This window comes from Microvirga sp. HS2, from assembly GCF_055792805.1.
On the sequence record NZ_JBVVAJ010000017.1, the window covers coordinates 90323 to 104965 of the forward strand.

11 protein-coding genes are annotated in these 14643 nt (G+C 63.8%); 8 read left to right on the forward strand and 3 right to left on the reverse strand.

Features of this window, described 5'->3' with window-relative positions:
- Positions 1-130 precede the first annotated feature (130 nt).
- Genes bamA through lpxB form a run of 6 tightly spaced genes read left to right on the forward strand, consistent with a single transcriptional unit; the run spans position 131 to position 6969 of the window.
- Positions 131-2494, forward strand: a complete 2364-nt coding sequence (gene bamA / locus ACS5Q0_RS15885) for an outer membrane protein assembly factor BamA (RefSeq protein WP_473127622.1) — start codon at positions 131-133, stop codon at positions 2492-2494.
- Between the two features lie 35 nt (positions 2495-2529).
- Positions 2530-3594: a UDP-3-O-(3-hydroxymyristoyl)glucosamine N-acyltransferase gene (gene lpxD / locus ACS5Q0_RS15890; RefSeq protein WP_473127623.1), complete on the forward strand. Its 1065-nt coding sequence runs from the start codon at positions 2530-2532 to the stop codon at positions 3592-3594.
- A 37-nt stretch (positions 3595-3631) separates the two neighbouring features.
- Complete coding sequence (gene fabZ / locus ACS5Q0_RS15895) at positions 3632-4096, forward strand: 3-hydroxyacyl-ACP dehydratase FabZ (RefSeq protein ID WP_473127624.1); 465 nt, start codon at positions 3632-3634, stop codon at positions 4094-4096.
- Positions 4093-4905 (forward strand): acyl-ACP--UDP-N-acetylglucosamine O-acyltransferase, encoded by an 813-nt coding sequence (gene lpxA, locus ACS5Q0_RS15900; RefSeq protein ID WP_473127625.1) that lies wholly within the window; start codon positions 4093-4095, stop codon positions 4903-4905. The genes fabZ and lpxA overlap by 4 nt, the downstream gene beginning before the upstream one ends.
- 8 nt (positions 4906-4913) lie before the next feature.
- Entirely contained in the window at positions 4914-5798 is an 885-nt protein-coding gene (locus ACS5Q0_RS15905; RefSeq protein WP_473127626.1) for an LpxI family protein, read from the forward strand.
- On the forward strand, positions 5791-6969 hold the full coding sequence (gene lpxB / locus ACS5Q0_RS15910; RefSeq protein WP_473127627.1) for a lipid-A-disaccharide synthase: 1179 nt from the start codon (positions 5791-5793) through the stop codon (positions 6967-6969). The genes ACS5Q0_RS15905 and lpxB overlap by 8 nt, the downstream gene beginning before the upstream one ends.
- A gap of 714 nt (positions 6970-7683) precedes the next feature.
- Here the strand turns inward: lpxB and gltA are convergent.
- Both gltA and gltX read right to left on the reverse strand, forming a co-directional pair.
- On the reverse strand, positions 7684-8973 hold the full coding sequence (gene gltA / locus ACS5Q0_RS15915; protein ID WP_473127628.1) for a citrate synthase: 1290 nt from the start codon (positions 8971-8973) through the stop codon (positions 7684-7686).
- A gap of 175 nt (positions 8974-9148) precedes the next feature.
- A complete protein-coding gene (gene gltX / locus ACS5Q0_RS15920) occupies positions 9149-10576 on the reverse strand; it encodes a glutamate--tRNA ligase (RefSeq protein ID WP_473127629.1) in 1428 nt (475 codons plus the stop codon).
- A 141-nt stretch (positions 10577-10717) separates the two neighbouring features.
- On the opposite strand from gltX, the gene ACS5Q0_RS15925 reads away from it, so the two are divergent.
- Positions 10718-12988 (forward strand): ComEC/Rec2 family competence protein, encoded by a 2271-nt coding sequence (locus tag ACS5Q0_RS15925; RefSeq protein ID WP_473127630.1) that lies wholly within the window; start codon positions 10718-10720, stop codon positions 12986-12988.
- On the opposite strand, the gene lexA is transcribed toward ACS5Q0_RS15925, so the two are convergent.
- Positions 12966-13670: a transcriptional repressor LexA gene (lexA, locus tag ACS5Q0_RS15930; protein ID WP_473127631.1), complete on the reverse strand. Its 705-nt coding sequence runs from the start codon at positions 13668-13670 to the stop codon at positions 12966-12968. The genes ACS5Q0_RS15925 and lexA overlap by 23 nt on opposite strands.
- Positions 13671-14370: 700 nt before the next feature.
- On the opposite strand from lexA, the gene ACS5Q0_RS15935 reads away from it, so the two are divergent.
- The gene (locus ACS5Q0_RS15935) at positions 14371-14523 is read left to right on the forward strand and encodes a hypothetical protein (protein WP_473127632.1); all 153 of its coding nucleotides are present in this window, start codon (positions 14371-14373) and stop codon (positions 14521-14523) included.
- Positions 14524-14643: the final 120 nt, after the last annotated feature.

Consider the following 14643-nt stretch of genomic DNA (forward strand, 5'->3'; position numbering starts at 1 on the left):
TTGTATGGGCCGTTTGCAATGACGGCGAAAGTTTGTACAAGCGGGGCAGCACCAATCAGGTTGGGACACCTGTCTCAAACCAGCGGGCCAGCCTCGCGATGGACAAATTATAAAAGAAACGGGCCAGTTGATGATGTCGACGACCACGCCACGCCGGAAGAAGCCGGCCGCCACCGCAGTGATCGCCATGAGCGCGCTGATGGCTGGCCTTACCGTTGCGGACAGCGCGCTCGCTCAGCGGGCGCAGCCGACGAGCCGCCGGGCTTCCGCCGCCCAGGGGCCGCTGATCAACCGCGTTGCTGTCGAAGGTAACAGCAAGGTCGACAAGGCCTTGCTGGAAGGAGTGCTGCAGACCCGTGCGCGCACGGCCGTGAATCAGGCCACCATCGACGCCGACGTGCAGAGCATTCTCGAAGTCTACCGTCGTCAGGGGCGTGGCCTGGCCCAGGTGACTCCTCGCATCGTGGATCTGCCCAATGGTCGCGTCGACGTGGTGTATACCGTCGTCGAGGGTGACAAGACGGGCGTGAAGGAAATTCGCTTCGTCGGCAACAGCCAGATCTCGTCGGGTCGTCTGCGGAGCATCATGCAGACCACCGAGACGAACATCCTGAGCTTCCTCAAGAGCTCGGACGTCTACGATCCGGATCGTCTCTCGAACGACCTGGAGCTGATCCGTCGCTACTATCTGAAGAACGGTTATGCGGATTTCCGCATCGTCTCCAGCGACGTGGCGTTCGACCCCAATGCCGGCGGGTACGTCGTTACCATCGCGGTCGAAGAGGGTCAGCAGTACCGGGTCGGCAACGTCAGCATCGATTCCCGCATTCCCGGCGTGAATTCCGAGACCCTGCGCAGCGATCTTTCGGTCTCCGCCGGCGATGTCTACAGCGCCGACGCCGTGGAGAAGTCGGTTCAGGCTATGACCCGGACCGTCGGCCGCGAGGGCAATCCCTTCGTGCTGGTCCGCCCGGTCGGTACCCGCGATCCCAGCACCCGCACGGTCAATGTCGGCTATGTGGTCGAAGAAGGCCCGCATATCTACATCGAGCGCATCAACATCCGCGGCAATACCCGCACGCGCGACTACGTTGTGCGTCGCGAGTTCGATCTGGGTGAGGGCGATGCCTACAACCAGGTCATGATCGACCGCGCCGAGCGCCGCCTGAACAACCTGGGCTATTTCAAGCAGGTGCGCATCTCCAGCGAGCCGGGCTCCTCGGCCGACCGCGTGGTCGTGAACGTGGACGTGGAAGATCAGTCCACCGGCGCTTTCTCGGTCTCGGGCGGTTACTCGACGGCCGACGGCTTCATCGGCGAAGTCTCCGTCAGCGAGTCGAACTTCCTCGGCCGTGGACAGTTCGTCCGCGTGGCGGGCCAGCTCGGTCAGCGCACGAGCGGTGTCGATTTCTCCTTCACGGAGCCGTACTTCCTCGGCTACCGGATGGCTGCCGGTATCGATCTGTTCTCGAAGTTCAGCGATCAGACCCGGTATTCCCGTTACGAGAACCGCATGACGGGCGGTCAGCTCCGCCTGACTCTTCCGTTCACGGAGGAGTTCTCGGTGACGGCCCGTTACTCCCTGTACCAGCAGGAAGTGAAGATCCCGAACGACGAGGAGAGGCCGTATAACGACTGCTCGTTCCCGATCCCCGGCTTCACGCGCCCTGGCCTCGACTGCCAGTATAACGGCGAAGCTTCGCTTGCGATCAAGGAATCGCAGGGTTCGACGATCACGTCTCTGGCCGGCCTGACCTTCAACTACAACACCCTCGACAACACCCGCGACCCGCGCAACGGCTTCTATGGCGAGGTGAAGACGGACTTCGCCGGCCTCGGCGGCGACTCGCGCTACTTCCGTGTCACCGGCGATGCTCGTTACTATCGCGAGCTGCTGGAAGACGTCGTCGGTATCGCCCGCGTCCAGGGTGGCAACATCACGGGCTTCGGCGAGAACAACAGCAGCATCGGCGCGAATGGCAATCTGCGCATCGTCGATCAGTTCTTCATGGGTCCGTCCCTGGTCCGCGGCTTCGCCACGAACGGCATCGGCCCGCGTGACATCTCGACCATCGATTCCGGCGCGAACGCTGTCGGCGGCACGACCTATTTCGGCGGTTCGCTCGAAGTGCAGTTCCCGATCTTCGGTCTGCCGAGGGAGCTGGGCCTGAAGGGCGCCGTGTTCGCGGATGCGGGCACGCTCTACGGCTACGAAGGGCCGACGCAGTTCAACGTCGGCGGCGTCTTCGCCCCCGATGGCGGCTTCACCTGCAATGCTCCGGGACAGCCGCAAAACTGCATCGTGGTTCTCGATAGCCACAAGATCCGCTCGTCGGTCGGTGCCTCGATCCTGTGGTCCTCGCCGCTCGGTCCGATCCGCTTCGACTACGCCTTCGCTCTCAGCAAGGAAGAAGGCATCGAGGGCCCCAACGGCACGCGCGTCGGCGGCGACCGTACCCAGGCCTTCCGCTTCTCCGGCGGTACACGCTTCTAACCGGGGAGGGCGCCTGAAGGCGCCCTCACGTTTTCATGACAGAATCCAATTTCTTTCCGAGAAGCCAGACGCTGAACCTGCGTCAGGTTGCGGAGATGGCGCAGACGACGCTCCCCGACGGTGCCGACGGGGAGTTTTTGCTTAAGGGTGTCGCGCCGCTCGAGAGCGCCGGCCCGAACGATCTGGCCTATATGGACAACCCGGCCTATGTGGGCGCCCTGAGCGCGACCCAGGCTGCGGCCTGCCTCGTGACACCGCGCTTTGCGGCGAAGGTCCCTTCGCCGACCGTCGCAATCGTGACGCCGATGGCCTACCGGGTCTTCGCCGCGGTCATGGGCAAGATGTTTCCCTCGGCCATGCGGCCGGAGACGTCCTTTGCGGCCACAGGCGTCTCGCCGGGTTCCTTCGTTCACCCGTCGGCGCGGCTCGAATATGGCGTCACCGTCGATCCGGGGGCGGTCATCGGCCCCCATGCGGAAATCGGCGCGGGCACCATCGTCGGCGCTCACGCGGTTGTCGGTCCGCACGTGAAGATCGGCAGGGACTGCTCCCTCGGGCCCCATGTCAGCGTCTCCAATGCCTTCCTTGGGAACCGGGTCATTCTTCATCCCGGCGTCCGCGTCGGCCAGGACGGGTTTGGCTTCGCCATGGGACCGCAGGGGCATCTGAAGGTGCCGCAGATCGGGCGCGTCATCATCCAGGACGACGTGGAGATCGGAGCCAACAGCACGGTCGACCGGGGCGCGAGCCGCGACACGGTGATCGGTGAGGGCACCAAGATCGACAATCTCGTTCAGATCGGCCACAACGTGGTGATCGGGCGTCATTGCGTCATCGTCTCCCAGGTCGGCATTGCCGGTTCCACGACGCTGGAGGATTACGTTGTCCTCGGCGGCCAGGTCGCCGTGAAGGGTCACGTGAGGCTCGGCATGGGCGCGCAGATCGCCGCGACCTCGGCCGTCAATGGCGACGTCCCTGCCGGGGCCCGCTGGGGCGGCATTCCCGCCCGGCCGGTGCGCGAGTGGTTCCGTGAGATCACAGCCCTGAAAAAGCTTGCATCCAAGGCCGATTCCGACAAAGACGACGGCGCGTCGCCCTAAAATATCGATACGCCAGGCCTATCCGGAGTATTCAGTCATGTCCGAAGCGCCCACCACGCTTCAAACCGCCGATATTCTCGAGATCCTCGAGCTGCTGCCGCACCGCTATCCGTTCCTGCTGGTCGACAAGATCATCGATATCGACGGCGACAATTCGTGCATCGGCATCAAGAACGTCACCTTCAATGAGCCACAATTCACGGGCCATTTCCCGTCACGCCCGATTTTTCCGGGCGTGTTCCTCATCGAGGCCATGGCTCAGACGGCGGGCGCAATCTGCGTGAAGGCCAAGATGGCCGAGCAGGCGAAGCCGAAGCAGGTGTTTTTCATGACGATTGACAAGGTGAAATTCCGCAAACCCGTGGAGCCGGGCGACAGGGTCGAGTTTCACATGAAGAAGCTCAACAATCGCCGCAACATGTGGTGGTACAAGGGCGAGGCGAAGGTGGACGGCGTGCTCGTCTGCGAGGCCGAAGTCAGCGCCATGCTGGTGAGCGAATGACGGACACCGTGATTCATCCCACCGCCGTCATCGAGGACGGAGCGAAGATCGGCGCCGGCGCGAAGATCGGCCCGTTCTGCACCGTTGGGCCGGAGGTCGAGCTGGGCGAAGGCTGCCAGCTCGTGAGCCATGTGGCGCTCGCGGGCAAAACCAAGATCGGTGCCCGGACACGCATCTTTCCCTTCGCGTCCATCGGCCATATTCCTCAGGATCTGAAGTATCGAGGCGAGCCCTCGACGCTCGAGATCGGCGCCGATTGCATGATCCGCGAAGGCGTGACCATGAATCCCGGCACCGAAGGCGGCGGGATGCGCACGATCATCGGCGACCGCTGCACTTTTCTTGCCGGTTCCCATGTGGGCCATGACACGAAGGTCGGAAACGACTGCATCCTGTCCAACAACGTGATGCTGGCGGGACATGTGACGGTCGGCAATTTCGTGATCTTCGGCGGCGGTTCCGCCGTCATTCAGTTCGCCCGCGTGGGCTCCCACGCTTTCGTGGGGGGCCTGTCCGGCCTGGAGAACGATCTGATTCCCTACGGCATGGCCTTGGGCAACCGCGCCCATCTCGCCGGTCTCAACATCATCGGGATGCGCCGCCGCAATTTCACCCGCGAGCAGATCCACGACATCCGCCGCGCCTACCGCCTGCTGTTCGCCGATGAGGGAACGCTCTCGGAGCGCGTCGAGGACGTGGCGGCCGAGTTCGGCAATCATCCGTTCGTGCACGAAATCCTCGACTTCATTCGCGAGGGCAAGGACCGTTCGATCTGCACCCCGCGGGATCCGGTCAGTTCCGCCGGTTGAGGCTGCGCATGCAGCCCGAGAGCAGGACACCAGCGAACGGACCGATCGCGGTGCTGGCGGGAGGAGGACGTCTTCCGCTTCGGCTCGTGGATCATCTGGAGAAGACCGGCCAGGATTATCGGGTTCTCGCCTTCCGGGGCTTCGCCGCGGCCGAGCTGCGCGGCAAGGCTCACGCGAATGTGGATCTTCTCGATCTCAAGACCATCCTGAAAACCCTCGACGGGTGGCAGCCGCGGGCCGTGTCCCTCGCCGGAGCCGTGCGGCGTCCTGGTTTCTCCGCCTTGCTCGGGGCCTATTCGGCTCTGCGTAACATGCAGGAGGTCAAGGAGGTCATCACCCGGGGCGATGACCAGGTCCTGCGCGGAGCCGTGATGCTCATCGAGGAGCGTGGGCACCGGGTGATCGGCGCCCACGAGCTCGCTCCCGACCTCGTTGCCTCCCCGACCCTGAGGGGCTCCCGGGAACCGAACGAAGACGATCGTCAGGCCATCGCGGTCGGGCTCGAACTCCTCGCCTCGCTGTCGTCCTTCGACATCGGGCAGGGGGCCGTGATTGCCCGCAACCATGTGCTCGCCATCGAGGGGCCGGAGGGTACGGACCGGATGCTGACCCGTGTCGCGCACTTGCGGCAGTCATGGTTCGGTCTGCGCCGCCGCAGAGAGGGCGGCGTCCTGATCAAGGCCGCCAAGCGTGGCCAGGATTTACGGGTCGACATGCCCACCATCGGCCCCAGGACCGTTGCCGAGGCTGCGAAGGCGGGCCTCTCCGGCATCGCGGTCGGTTCGGGCTCCACCTTCGTGCTGGAGCAGGACGAGACGCTGCGCCTCGCGGATCGTCTCGGCCTCTTCCTCGTCACGGTCGAGCTGCCCTGGATGGAGGCTGGTCATGGCTGAGACGACGCAGAGGACCATCTGGATCGTCGCAGGCGAAGAATCCGGCGACCAGCTCGGCGCGAAACTGATGCGCGCCTTGAAGGGGAGACTGGGAGAGGGGCATCTGCGCTTCGGCGGCGTCGGCGGGCATGCCATGGAGGCGGAGGGACTGAAAAGCCTGTTCCCGCTCGAGGACATCGCCGTGATGGGGATCGTCGCCGTCATCGGGCGGCTGCCGACGATCCTGAACCGGATCCGGCTGACGGCGGATGCGGTGGTCGCCGCCAATCCCGATCTCCTCGTCATCATCGACAGTCCCGATTTCACCCATCGCGTCGCCAAGACCGTGCGCAAGCGCGCGCCGCATATCCCGGTCGTCGATTACGTGAGCCCGTCCGTCTGGGCCTGGCGTCCGGGCCGCGCCGCGAAGATGCGCGCCTATGTGGACCACGTCCTGGCGCTGCTGCCCTTTGAGCCTGACGCACATAAACGCCTCGGCGGACCGCCGACGACCTATGTCGGACACCCGCTCATCGAGCGTCTCGCGGAGATCAGACCGGCTTCCGGCGAACGCGGCGCCGATGCAAGCGCCCCTCTGAAGCTGCTCGTGCTTCCCGGCAGCCGGCGCTCGGAGGTCGGCCGCCTAATGGAGCCTTTCGGCGAAGCGCTGAGCCTCCTGAGGGAGCAGGCGCCTCGTCCGTTCGACGTCACGATACCCGCGGTCTCCCACCTCGCAGCCGAGATCGAGGCGCGTGCGCAAACGTGGAGCGTGCGGCCCAAGATCGTGCTCGGCGGAGCCGAGAAATGGGCCGCTTTCCGCCAGGCTGATCTCGCCTTGGCCGCTTCCGGCACGGTGACCCTGGAGCTCGGGCTCTCAGGCGTGCCGATGGTCGTGGCCTATCGCGTCTCGAAGGTCGAGGAAGTGCTGAAGTACCTCATCAAGGCGCCATCCATCGTTCTCACCAACCTGGTGCTCGGCGAGAATGTCATCCCCGAACTCATCCAGTGGGATTGCACGCCGGAGAAGCTCAGGGACGCCTTGCTGCCTCTCATGAATGACAGCCCCGAGAGGCGACGGCAGATGGAGGCGTTCACCAAGCTCGATGAACTCATGAAGATCGGCGACGAGGTCCCGAGCGAGCGGGCGGCAGGGATCGTTGAGGAGGTTCTGAAGTCCGGGCGCAAGGCTTAACGCCTTAACTAACCGCCTTCGCCATCGTCTATTCTTGTGTTCGTGATCTTCTCATAAAGCTGCCTACACGGTGTCAACCGAGGGCAGTCTGGGATGAGCATGAGAGGAGCTATGACCAAGAGCGCTGACGAGAAAAGCATTAGGCAAAAAAAACAGCTCTCGGCCCAGCGCGGCTAAATCCCAGGAAGATAAAATACAGGCCTTGGATGAGACAAACGAGGGTCAGAATATCGAGGAATGGTTCAGTTGTTCTCTCGTAAGGGCTTCCCAGCATGCGAAATTCCAGGGACGACAGCAGCACCAGCCAAAAGCTGAACATGGCCCAACCGACAGCAATGAGTCGCAAAATCCAGCTAATTATTGTCTGCCTTATTAGTTGAGGAGCCTGTGACAGGAACTGATCCGCAGGGAACTTGAAACTGGAAGGCAGTCAGATCTAGTTCAAGGGACGTTGCTGCAAAACTCTCTGATCAGATAGGCAAGTGCCGAAGTTTGGCGTGAGCGAGCGCGCGGCGCGGATCGTCGCAGAAGTGTTCAAAGGCTAAATACAAACTCTGAGACCTCGCCTAGCGCCTTCTCCATCATCCATGCGCGTTGCCAGAATGCGCTCGTAAAAGCCGTTCGTCCGAGGGTAGAACGGATCGGTATCGCTTATCCGGAAGATCAATAAGAAAAGGGGCCTTTCGGCCCCTTTTCTTGTCCTTTGCGGAGATATTACCCGCGCTGCGCGACGGTCACGTAGCTGCGCTCGGTCGGGCCGGTGTAGAGCTGGCGCGGACGGCCGATGCGCTGCGACGGGTCCTCGATCATCTCGCTCCACTGGGCGATCCAGCCGACCGTGCGGGCGACCGCGAAGAGCACCGTGAACATGGAGGTGGGGAAGCCCATCGCCTTGAGGGTGATGCCCGAATAGAAGTCGATGTTCGGATAGAGCTTCTTCTCGATGAAGTACTCGTCCTTCAGGGCGATCTGCTCGAGCTCCATGGCGACGTCGAGGAGCGGGTCGTCCTTGATGCCGAGTTCGCTGAGGACCTCGTGGGTGGTCTTCTGCATGATCTTGGCGCGCGGGTCGTAGTTCTTGTAGACCCGGTGGCCGAAGCCCATGAGGCGGAAGGGATCGTTCTTGTCCTTCGCGCGAGCGATGTATTCGGGAATACGATCCGGCGTGCCGATCTCCTCGAGCATCTTCAGAGCGGCTTCGTTCGCGCCGCCATGGGCGGGGCCCCACAGGCAGGCAATGCCGGCGGCGATGCAGGCGAAGGGGTTCGCGCCCGAGGAGCCGGCCAGGCGCACCGTCGAGGTCGAGGCGTTCTGCTCGTGGTCGGCATGCAGGATGAAGATGCGGTCGAGCGCGCGAGAGAGAACCGGGTTCACCTTGTACTCTTCGCAGGGCACGGCGAAGCACATACGCAGGAAGTTCGAGGTGTAGTCCAGGTCGTTCTGCGGATACACGAAGGGCTGGCCGATGGAGTACTTGTACGCCATGGCGGCGAGCGTCGGCATCTTGGCGATCATGCGCATGGACGCGACCATGCGCTGCTGCGGATCGGAGATGTCGGTCGAGTCGTGATAGAAGGCCGAGAGCGCACCGACGCTCGCCACCATGATGGCCATCGGGTGGGCGTCGCGGCGGAAGCCGGTGAAGAACCGGTTCATCTGGTCGTGCACCATGGTGTGGCGCGTGACACGATAATCGAAATCGGCCTTCTGAGCGGCGGTCGGCAGCTCTCCGTAGAGAAGCAGGTAGCAGGTTTCGAGGAAGTCGCCGTGCTCGGCCAGCTGATCGATCGGGTAGCCGCGATACAGGAGAACGCCCTCGTCGCCGTCGATATAGGTGATCTTCGACTCGCAGGCCGCAGTCGACGTGAAGCCGGGATCGTAGGTGAACATCCCCGTCTGCGCGTAAAGCTTCGCGATATCGATGACGCTCGGGCCGATCGTGCCCTCTTTCACCGCTAGTTCCACGGCCTTGTTGTCGACATTGAGTGTTGTGTTGGAACTCATGGGTCTTCGACCTTTCAGCAGGAGGCCGGGCATAACCTAGAGCAACCAAGCGGTCCGAGGAGGGGCCCCGGGCTTGGTCTGCCGGACCGAGGTCAGCCGGTCGGTGGGAGAATGGTCCCCTCGGTAGCTTATCCGTTGGTGAGGGGCAAGCATGTCTATAGGCGGTATGCGCCTGCTATGCAGCAGGCGCACCGCTCAACTGGTCTTGAAGGCGCAATAGCGTTTCTTCCTGGCCGAGAACCGCCATGACGTCGAAGAGCCCGGGTGAGGTCGCCCGGCCGGTGAGGGCCGCGCGGAGGGGCTGCGCCACCTGCCCGAGCTTCGCGCCGATGGCGTCCGCATGCTCGCGCACCACGGCCTCCACGCTCTGGGGATTCCAGTCAGAGACGGCCCGCAGCTTCTCCACGATTCCGGAAAGGCGGGTGCGCCCGTCCGCGAGCAGGCTGGCGGCCTTCTCGTCCGGCTTCAGGGGGCGCTGGGCATAGAGATAATAGGCGCTGTCCAGGAGCTCGACGAGGGTCTTGGCCCGTTCCTTCAGACCGGGCATGGCCGCCAGCAGCTTCTGTCGCAGGTCCGGGCTGAAGGTGGGGCCGAGGCCGCGCTCGGGACCGATCTCGGGCAGAATGGCCTCGATGGCCTGCACCAGATCCTCGTCCTGCGACTGGCGCATGTAGTGGCCGTTGAGATTCTCGAGCTTCACGAAGTCGAAGCGCGCGGGAGAACGGCCGATGTTCTTGAGATCGAAAGCATCGATCATTTCCTCGGTGGAGAAGATCTCCTGATCGCCATGGCTCCAGCCGAGGCGCACGAGGTAGTTGCGCAGAGCCGCCGGCAGATAGCCCAGGCTCCGGTAGGCCTCGACGCCGAGCGCCCCGTGGCGCTTCGACAGCTTGGCGCCGTCCGGCCCGTGAATGAGCGGGACATGCGCCATCTTCGGCACATCCCAGCCCATCGCCTGGTAGATCTGCGTCTGGCGGGCGGCATTCGTCAAATGGTCATCGCCACGGATCACGTGCGTCACGCCCATGTCGTGATCGTCCACCACCACGGCGAGCATGTAGGTGGGCGTCCCGTCCGAGCGCAGCAGTACCAGATCATCGAGATCCTTGTTCTGCCAGACCACTCGACCCTGCACCTCATCCTCGACAACGGTTTCGCCCTCGGTGGGAGCCTTGAGCCGGATCACGGGCTTCACGCCTTCCGGAGCCTCGGACGGATCGCGGTCACGCCAGCGTCCGTCGTAACGGGAGGGGCGGCCCTCCTTGCGGGCGGTCTCGCGCATCTCCTCCAGCTCCTGCGGAGTGGCGTAGCAGTAATAGGCGCGTCCTTGAGCGAGCAGGGTCTCGGCGACCTCGCGATGCCGGGGCGCGCGGGAGAACTGATAGACGACGTCGCCGTCCCAATCGAGGCCGAGCCAGTTGAGGCCGTCGAGGATCGCCTCGATGGCCGCCTCGGTCGAGCGTTCCCGGTCCGTGTCCTCGATCCGCAGCAGCATCTTGCCCCCATGGCGCTTGGCATAGAGCCAATTGAACAGGGCCGTGCGTCCCCCGCCGATATGCAGGAAGCCGGTGGGCGAGGGAGCGAAGCGGGTGACAACGGTCATCGCAGGGAACCTTCGTTGAAATTCTCAAATGATTGCGCGGCCTTGGCGGCAAGCTGCGTTCGTTCGGCTCATCCACAGGGCGGCTTGGGCCGTAGCGTGGGCTCGTCTACCATGCAACCGAGCCCGCGTTAAGCCATAGCCATGACGGTAGACAACAAAGGAGAGCCCAGCCGGATCCCGCGCAGCACCGCGCGGGCCCTTGTGCTGCCGCGCCCGTCCGGCCTGGCCCTTGACTGGGGCGCTCTCGATGGGCGGGAATGGCTGCGGCGCTGTCTCGCCTACGAGATCGCGCAACGACGGCTCTTTCCCTGGCTCGCGGTCTGCTTCGGCATGGGAGTGCTCCTCTTCTTTCAGGCCGAGAAGCCTTCCCTCTGGGCGCCCCTCGGCGCTTGTGCCCTCTGTGCCGCTTCGGCCGTAGGCTTGCGCAAGAACTTCCTTGCCCTCGTCCTCAGCATCGGCCTCGCCGCCGTGTTCGCGGGCTTTTCGGCGGGGGTCGTCCGCACACGCAGCGTCGCGGCTCCGGTTCTGACCCGCATGACGATCGCGCCGGTCTCGGGTTTCGTCGAGGCCGTGGAGGACCGCGAGCAGGGTCAGCGCGTCCTGCTGCGCGTCGTTGCCTTGGACGGCGTGGCCGATGTCGAGCGACCGCAGCTCGTGCGCGTTTCCATCCGAAAGAGCGGTAGCCTCTCGGCCGGACAATTCATCACGGGCACCGTGCGCCTGCTTCCCCCGCCGCAACCCGCCTGGCCCGGCGGATATGATTTCGCGCGCGATGCCTATTACAAGGGGATCGGCGCCGTCGGCTCCTTTACGGGCCCTGTGCGGCATGTGGAGCCGCCGGTCGCACCCGATTGGTCACTCTGGCTCGCCACCCGGGTCGATGCTGCGCGTAATGCGCTCACCCACCGCATCGCAACGGCCATCGGCGGACCGGCGGGCGGCGTCGGCGCGGCCCTCGTGACCGGCAAGCGCGGGCTGATCGGCGAGCCGACGAACGATGTGCTGCGCGCGGCTGGGATCTACCACATCGTCTCCATCTCGGGCCTTCACATGGTGCTCGCGGCGGGGACGTTCTTCTGGCTCGTGCGCGCGCTTCTTGTGCTCAGTCCAAGCCTCGCTCTGCTGTGGCCGGTGAAGAAGATCGCCGCGGTTGCCGCGATGATCGGAGCTACGGCCTATTGCGTCTTCTCCGGTTCGGATGTGGCGACCGAGCGATCACTCATCATGACGCTCGTGATGTTCGGCGCCGTGCTGGTCGATCGCCCGGCGCTGAGCATGCGCAATCTGTCCATCGCGGCTATCGTCGTGCTCGCCCGCGAGCCGGAGGCGCTGCTGGGGCCGAGCTTTCAGATGTCGTTCAGCGCGGTCGCCGCGATGATGGCTCTCGTGCCGTTGATGCAACGCAGACGGACCGAAGGCGGGCCCGCGACGCTGCTCGACAGGGGATTGTCCTGGGCCGGACGCTCGGCCCTGGCTCTCGTCACGACGACCCTCGTCGCGAGCTTCGCGACGGCGCCTTTCTCGGCCTATCACTTTCAGAGCCTCAACCCTTACGGGCTGATCGGCAATGCGCTCGCTCTGCCGCTCGTATCGCTGGTCGTCATGCCTGCTGCCGTTCTCGGCGTGCTGGCCTATCCCTTCGGCCTGGACGTGCCGGTGTGGAAAGTGATGGGATTGGCCGTCTCGAAGGTGCTCGATGTCTCCGCATGGGTCGGTGCTTTCGACGGATCGACGCTCGTCGTGCCCGCGCTCGGAACAGGCGCATTGGCGCTGTTGAGCGCGGGCCTTCTCATCCTGACGATCTCCGCCTCGCATTTGCGATGGCTTGCGCTCATTCCCGCCGGCGCGGGACTGGCAGTCGCGGCGACGCCGCTGCGCTACGACATCTACGTCGACCGCGACGGAGCAGGGGCTGCGATCCGCGCCGCGAGCGGAGAACTCACGCTGGTCGGCAGGCCGTCAGGATTCGTGGCCGAGCAATGGCTGCGGGCGGATGGCGATGGCCGCACCGCCGACGACACATCGCTCAGGAAGGCTGCGCGATGCGATAGGCTGGGCTGCATCGTGGAGCATGGGGCGCACGGCTCCATAGCCTTCGTGCTGGAGGCGGCGGCGTTCGAGGAGGATTGCCGCCGCGCCGCAATCGTCATTACGCGCCTCGATGCGCCGGATTATTGCAGAGCGGCCGTCGTGCTCGACCGCAAGGCCCTCGACGTGCGCGGGGCGACCGCGATCCGCTTGAAAACCGAAGCCTTGGACATTCAATCCGTGAAGAAGGGAAGGGAGGTCCGACCTTGGGGAGCGGTGGCGGATGCGCCTTCTGCTCCCGCTCGGGAGAGGCCGCGCATGGCGCGGCCGGTCCCCGAGCAGGATTGGTCTGAAGAGGACATCAGTAGCGGCGGACCAGACTGACGAGCTTGCCCTGGATCTTCACCCGGTCGGGACCGAGAACGCGGGTCTCGTAGGCCTGATTGGCGGCTTCGAGAGCGATGGAGGAGCCGCGACGGCGGAAGCGCTTGAGGGTCGCCTCCTCGTCGTCGATGAGGGCCACGATGATGTCGCCCGTATTCGCCGTGTCTTGTCTGCGGATCACCACGAGATCCCCGTCGAGAATGCCGGCTTCCACCATCGAGTCGCCGCGCACCTCCAGGGCGAAATGATCGCCTTGCGTGAGGAAATCGCCCGAGAGGGTGATCGAATGGCTACGGTTCTGGATCGCGGAGATCGGCGTACCGGCAGCGATCCGGCCCATGACGGGGATCGTCGCGCTGTCGCGGTAACGCTCCTCGGCCACCGGCTGCGGCGCGGGCTTCTTCTCGGCAAGGCCGCCCTCGACCACGCTCGGGGTGAAGCGGCGCTGACCGGCGGCCGCGCCGACGGATTCGGGCAGGCGGATCACCTCCAGGGCACGGGCGCGGTTCGGCAGGCGGCGGATGAAACCGCGCTCCTCGAGCGCCGTGATGAGGCGGTGAATGCCGGATTTCGACTTGAGATCGAGCGCGTCCTTCATCTCGTCGAAGGACGGTGGGACCCCGGTTTCACGCAGCCGCTCATGGATGAAGCGGAGCAATTCGTGCTGCTTGCGCGTGAGCATGACAGACCCTTACTGCTCCGGAACGGAGCGATTCTGGAAAACAAAGCGAGAACAAGGTAGCTGTTCTCGCTGTGTTCCGCAAGTCCATGCCAAAGTGCTCTGTCGCTGGGGCGAAATACAGGGCCCGGAAAGTCAACGATGCGGCGGGCTTTCGCTCGGTGGAGCCTCGCAGCAACTGTTCCATCTGCTGAATGACACCTTCTCCACGTCCGCCGATTCCGGCAAGGAATTCTTTTACTCGCGATCACGGCAACGGGCGGGATTGAGACATCCCGGGCAGCGGCCATCTGGCCGGTGAACGGCGTCTGGCCATGAGCGCGTCGCGGATGATTGCATAAACGCAAATGAGGCTTGCGGATTTTGCATTGCTCCATTGCGCGAGGAATCGCTTCAAGCGCACCGTCTGCCGGGAAGCAACCCAGCCGTGACCACCTGACGTTCACGGAATCCCTTGGTTTTCTCCTGTTCCTGAACGTCTCGGGCGATCGTGTCGATGGCGAAAATACATCCACCGCCGGTTGAGGGAGGCGGCGTTCGTTGCCGATCGAAATGCAACCTGAGGTGGGTTTTGCTGGCGAGAATGCGGGCCGCACACGAGTAGGTTGCGATTCCTCTTTTGATACACCATTGCAACGCGATCGCGGTTTGATATGTTACGTTATGTTAATGCATTTGCGTGACGCGTATAAAGGGGAAAGCCATGACGAAGCCGATTGCCGGTCGCGAACTCGAGCCTCTCATCCAGGCGGCATCCGCATTCAGTTCAGAACTGTTGGCTCTGAACGACGGTTCGTTCTTCGCCACGTTGGTCCAACCGCGCAAGAGCGCGTCCGGAAAGACCGTCAAGCAGTGATTCACCCCCATTGAATTGGTCCACCTTGAAGTATGTCTTGAGGCAGACAGGAGGACCACAATGCCCAGGAAGCGCCACAAGCCGGAAGAGATCGTCGCCAAGTTACGTCAGGTCGATGTA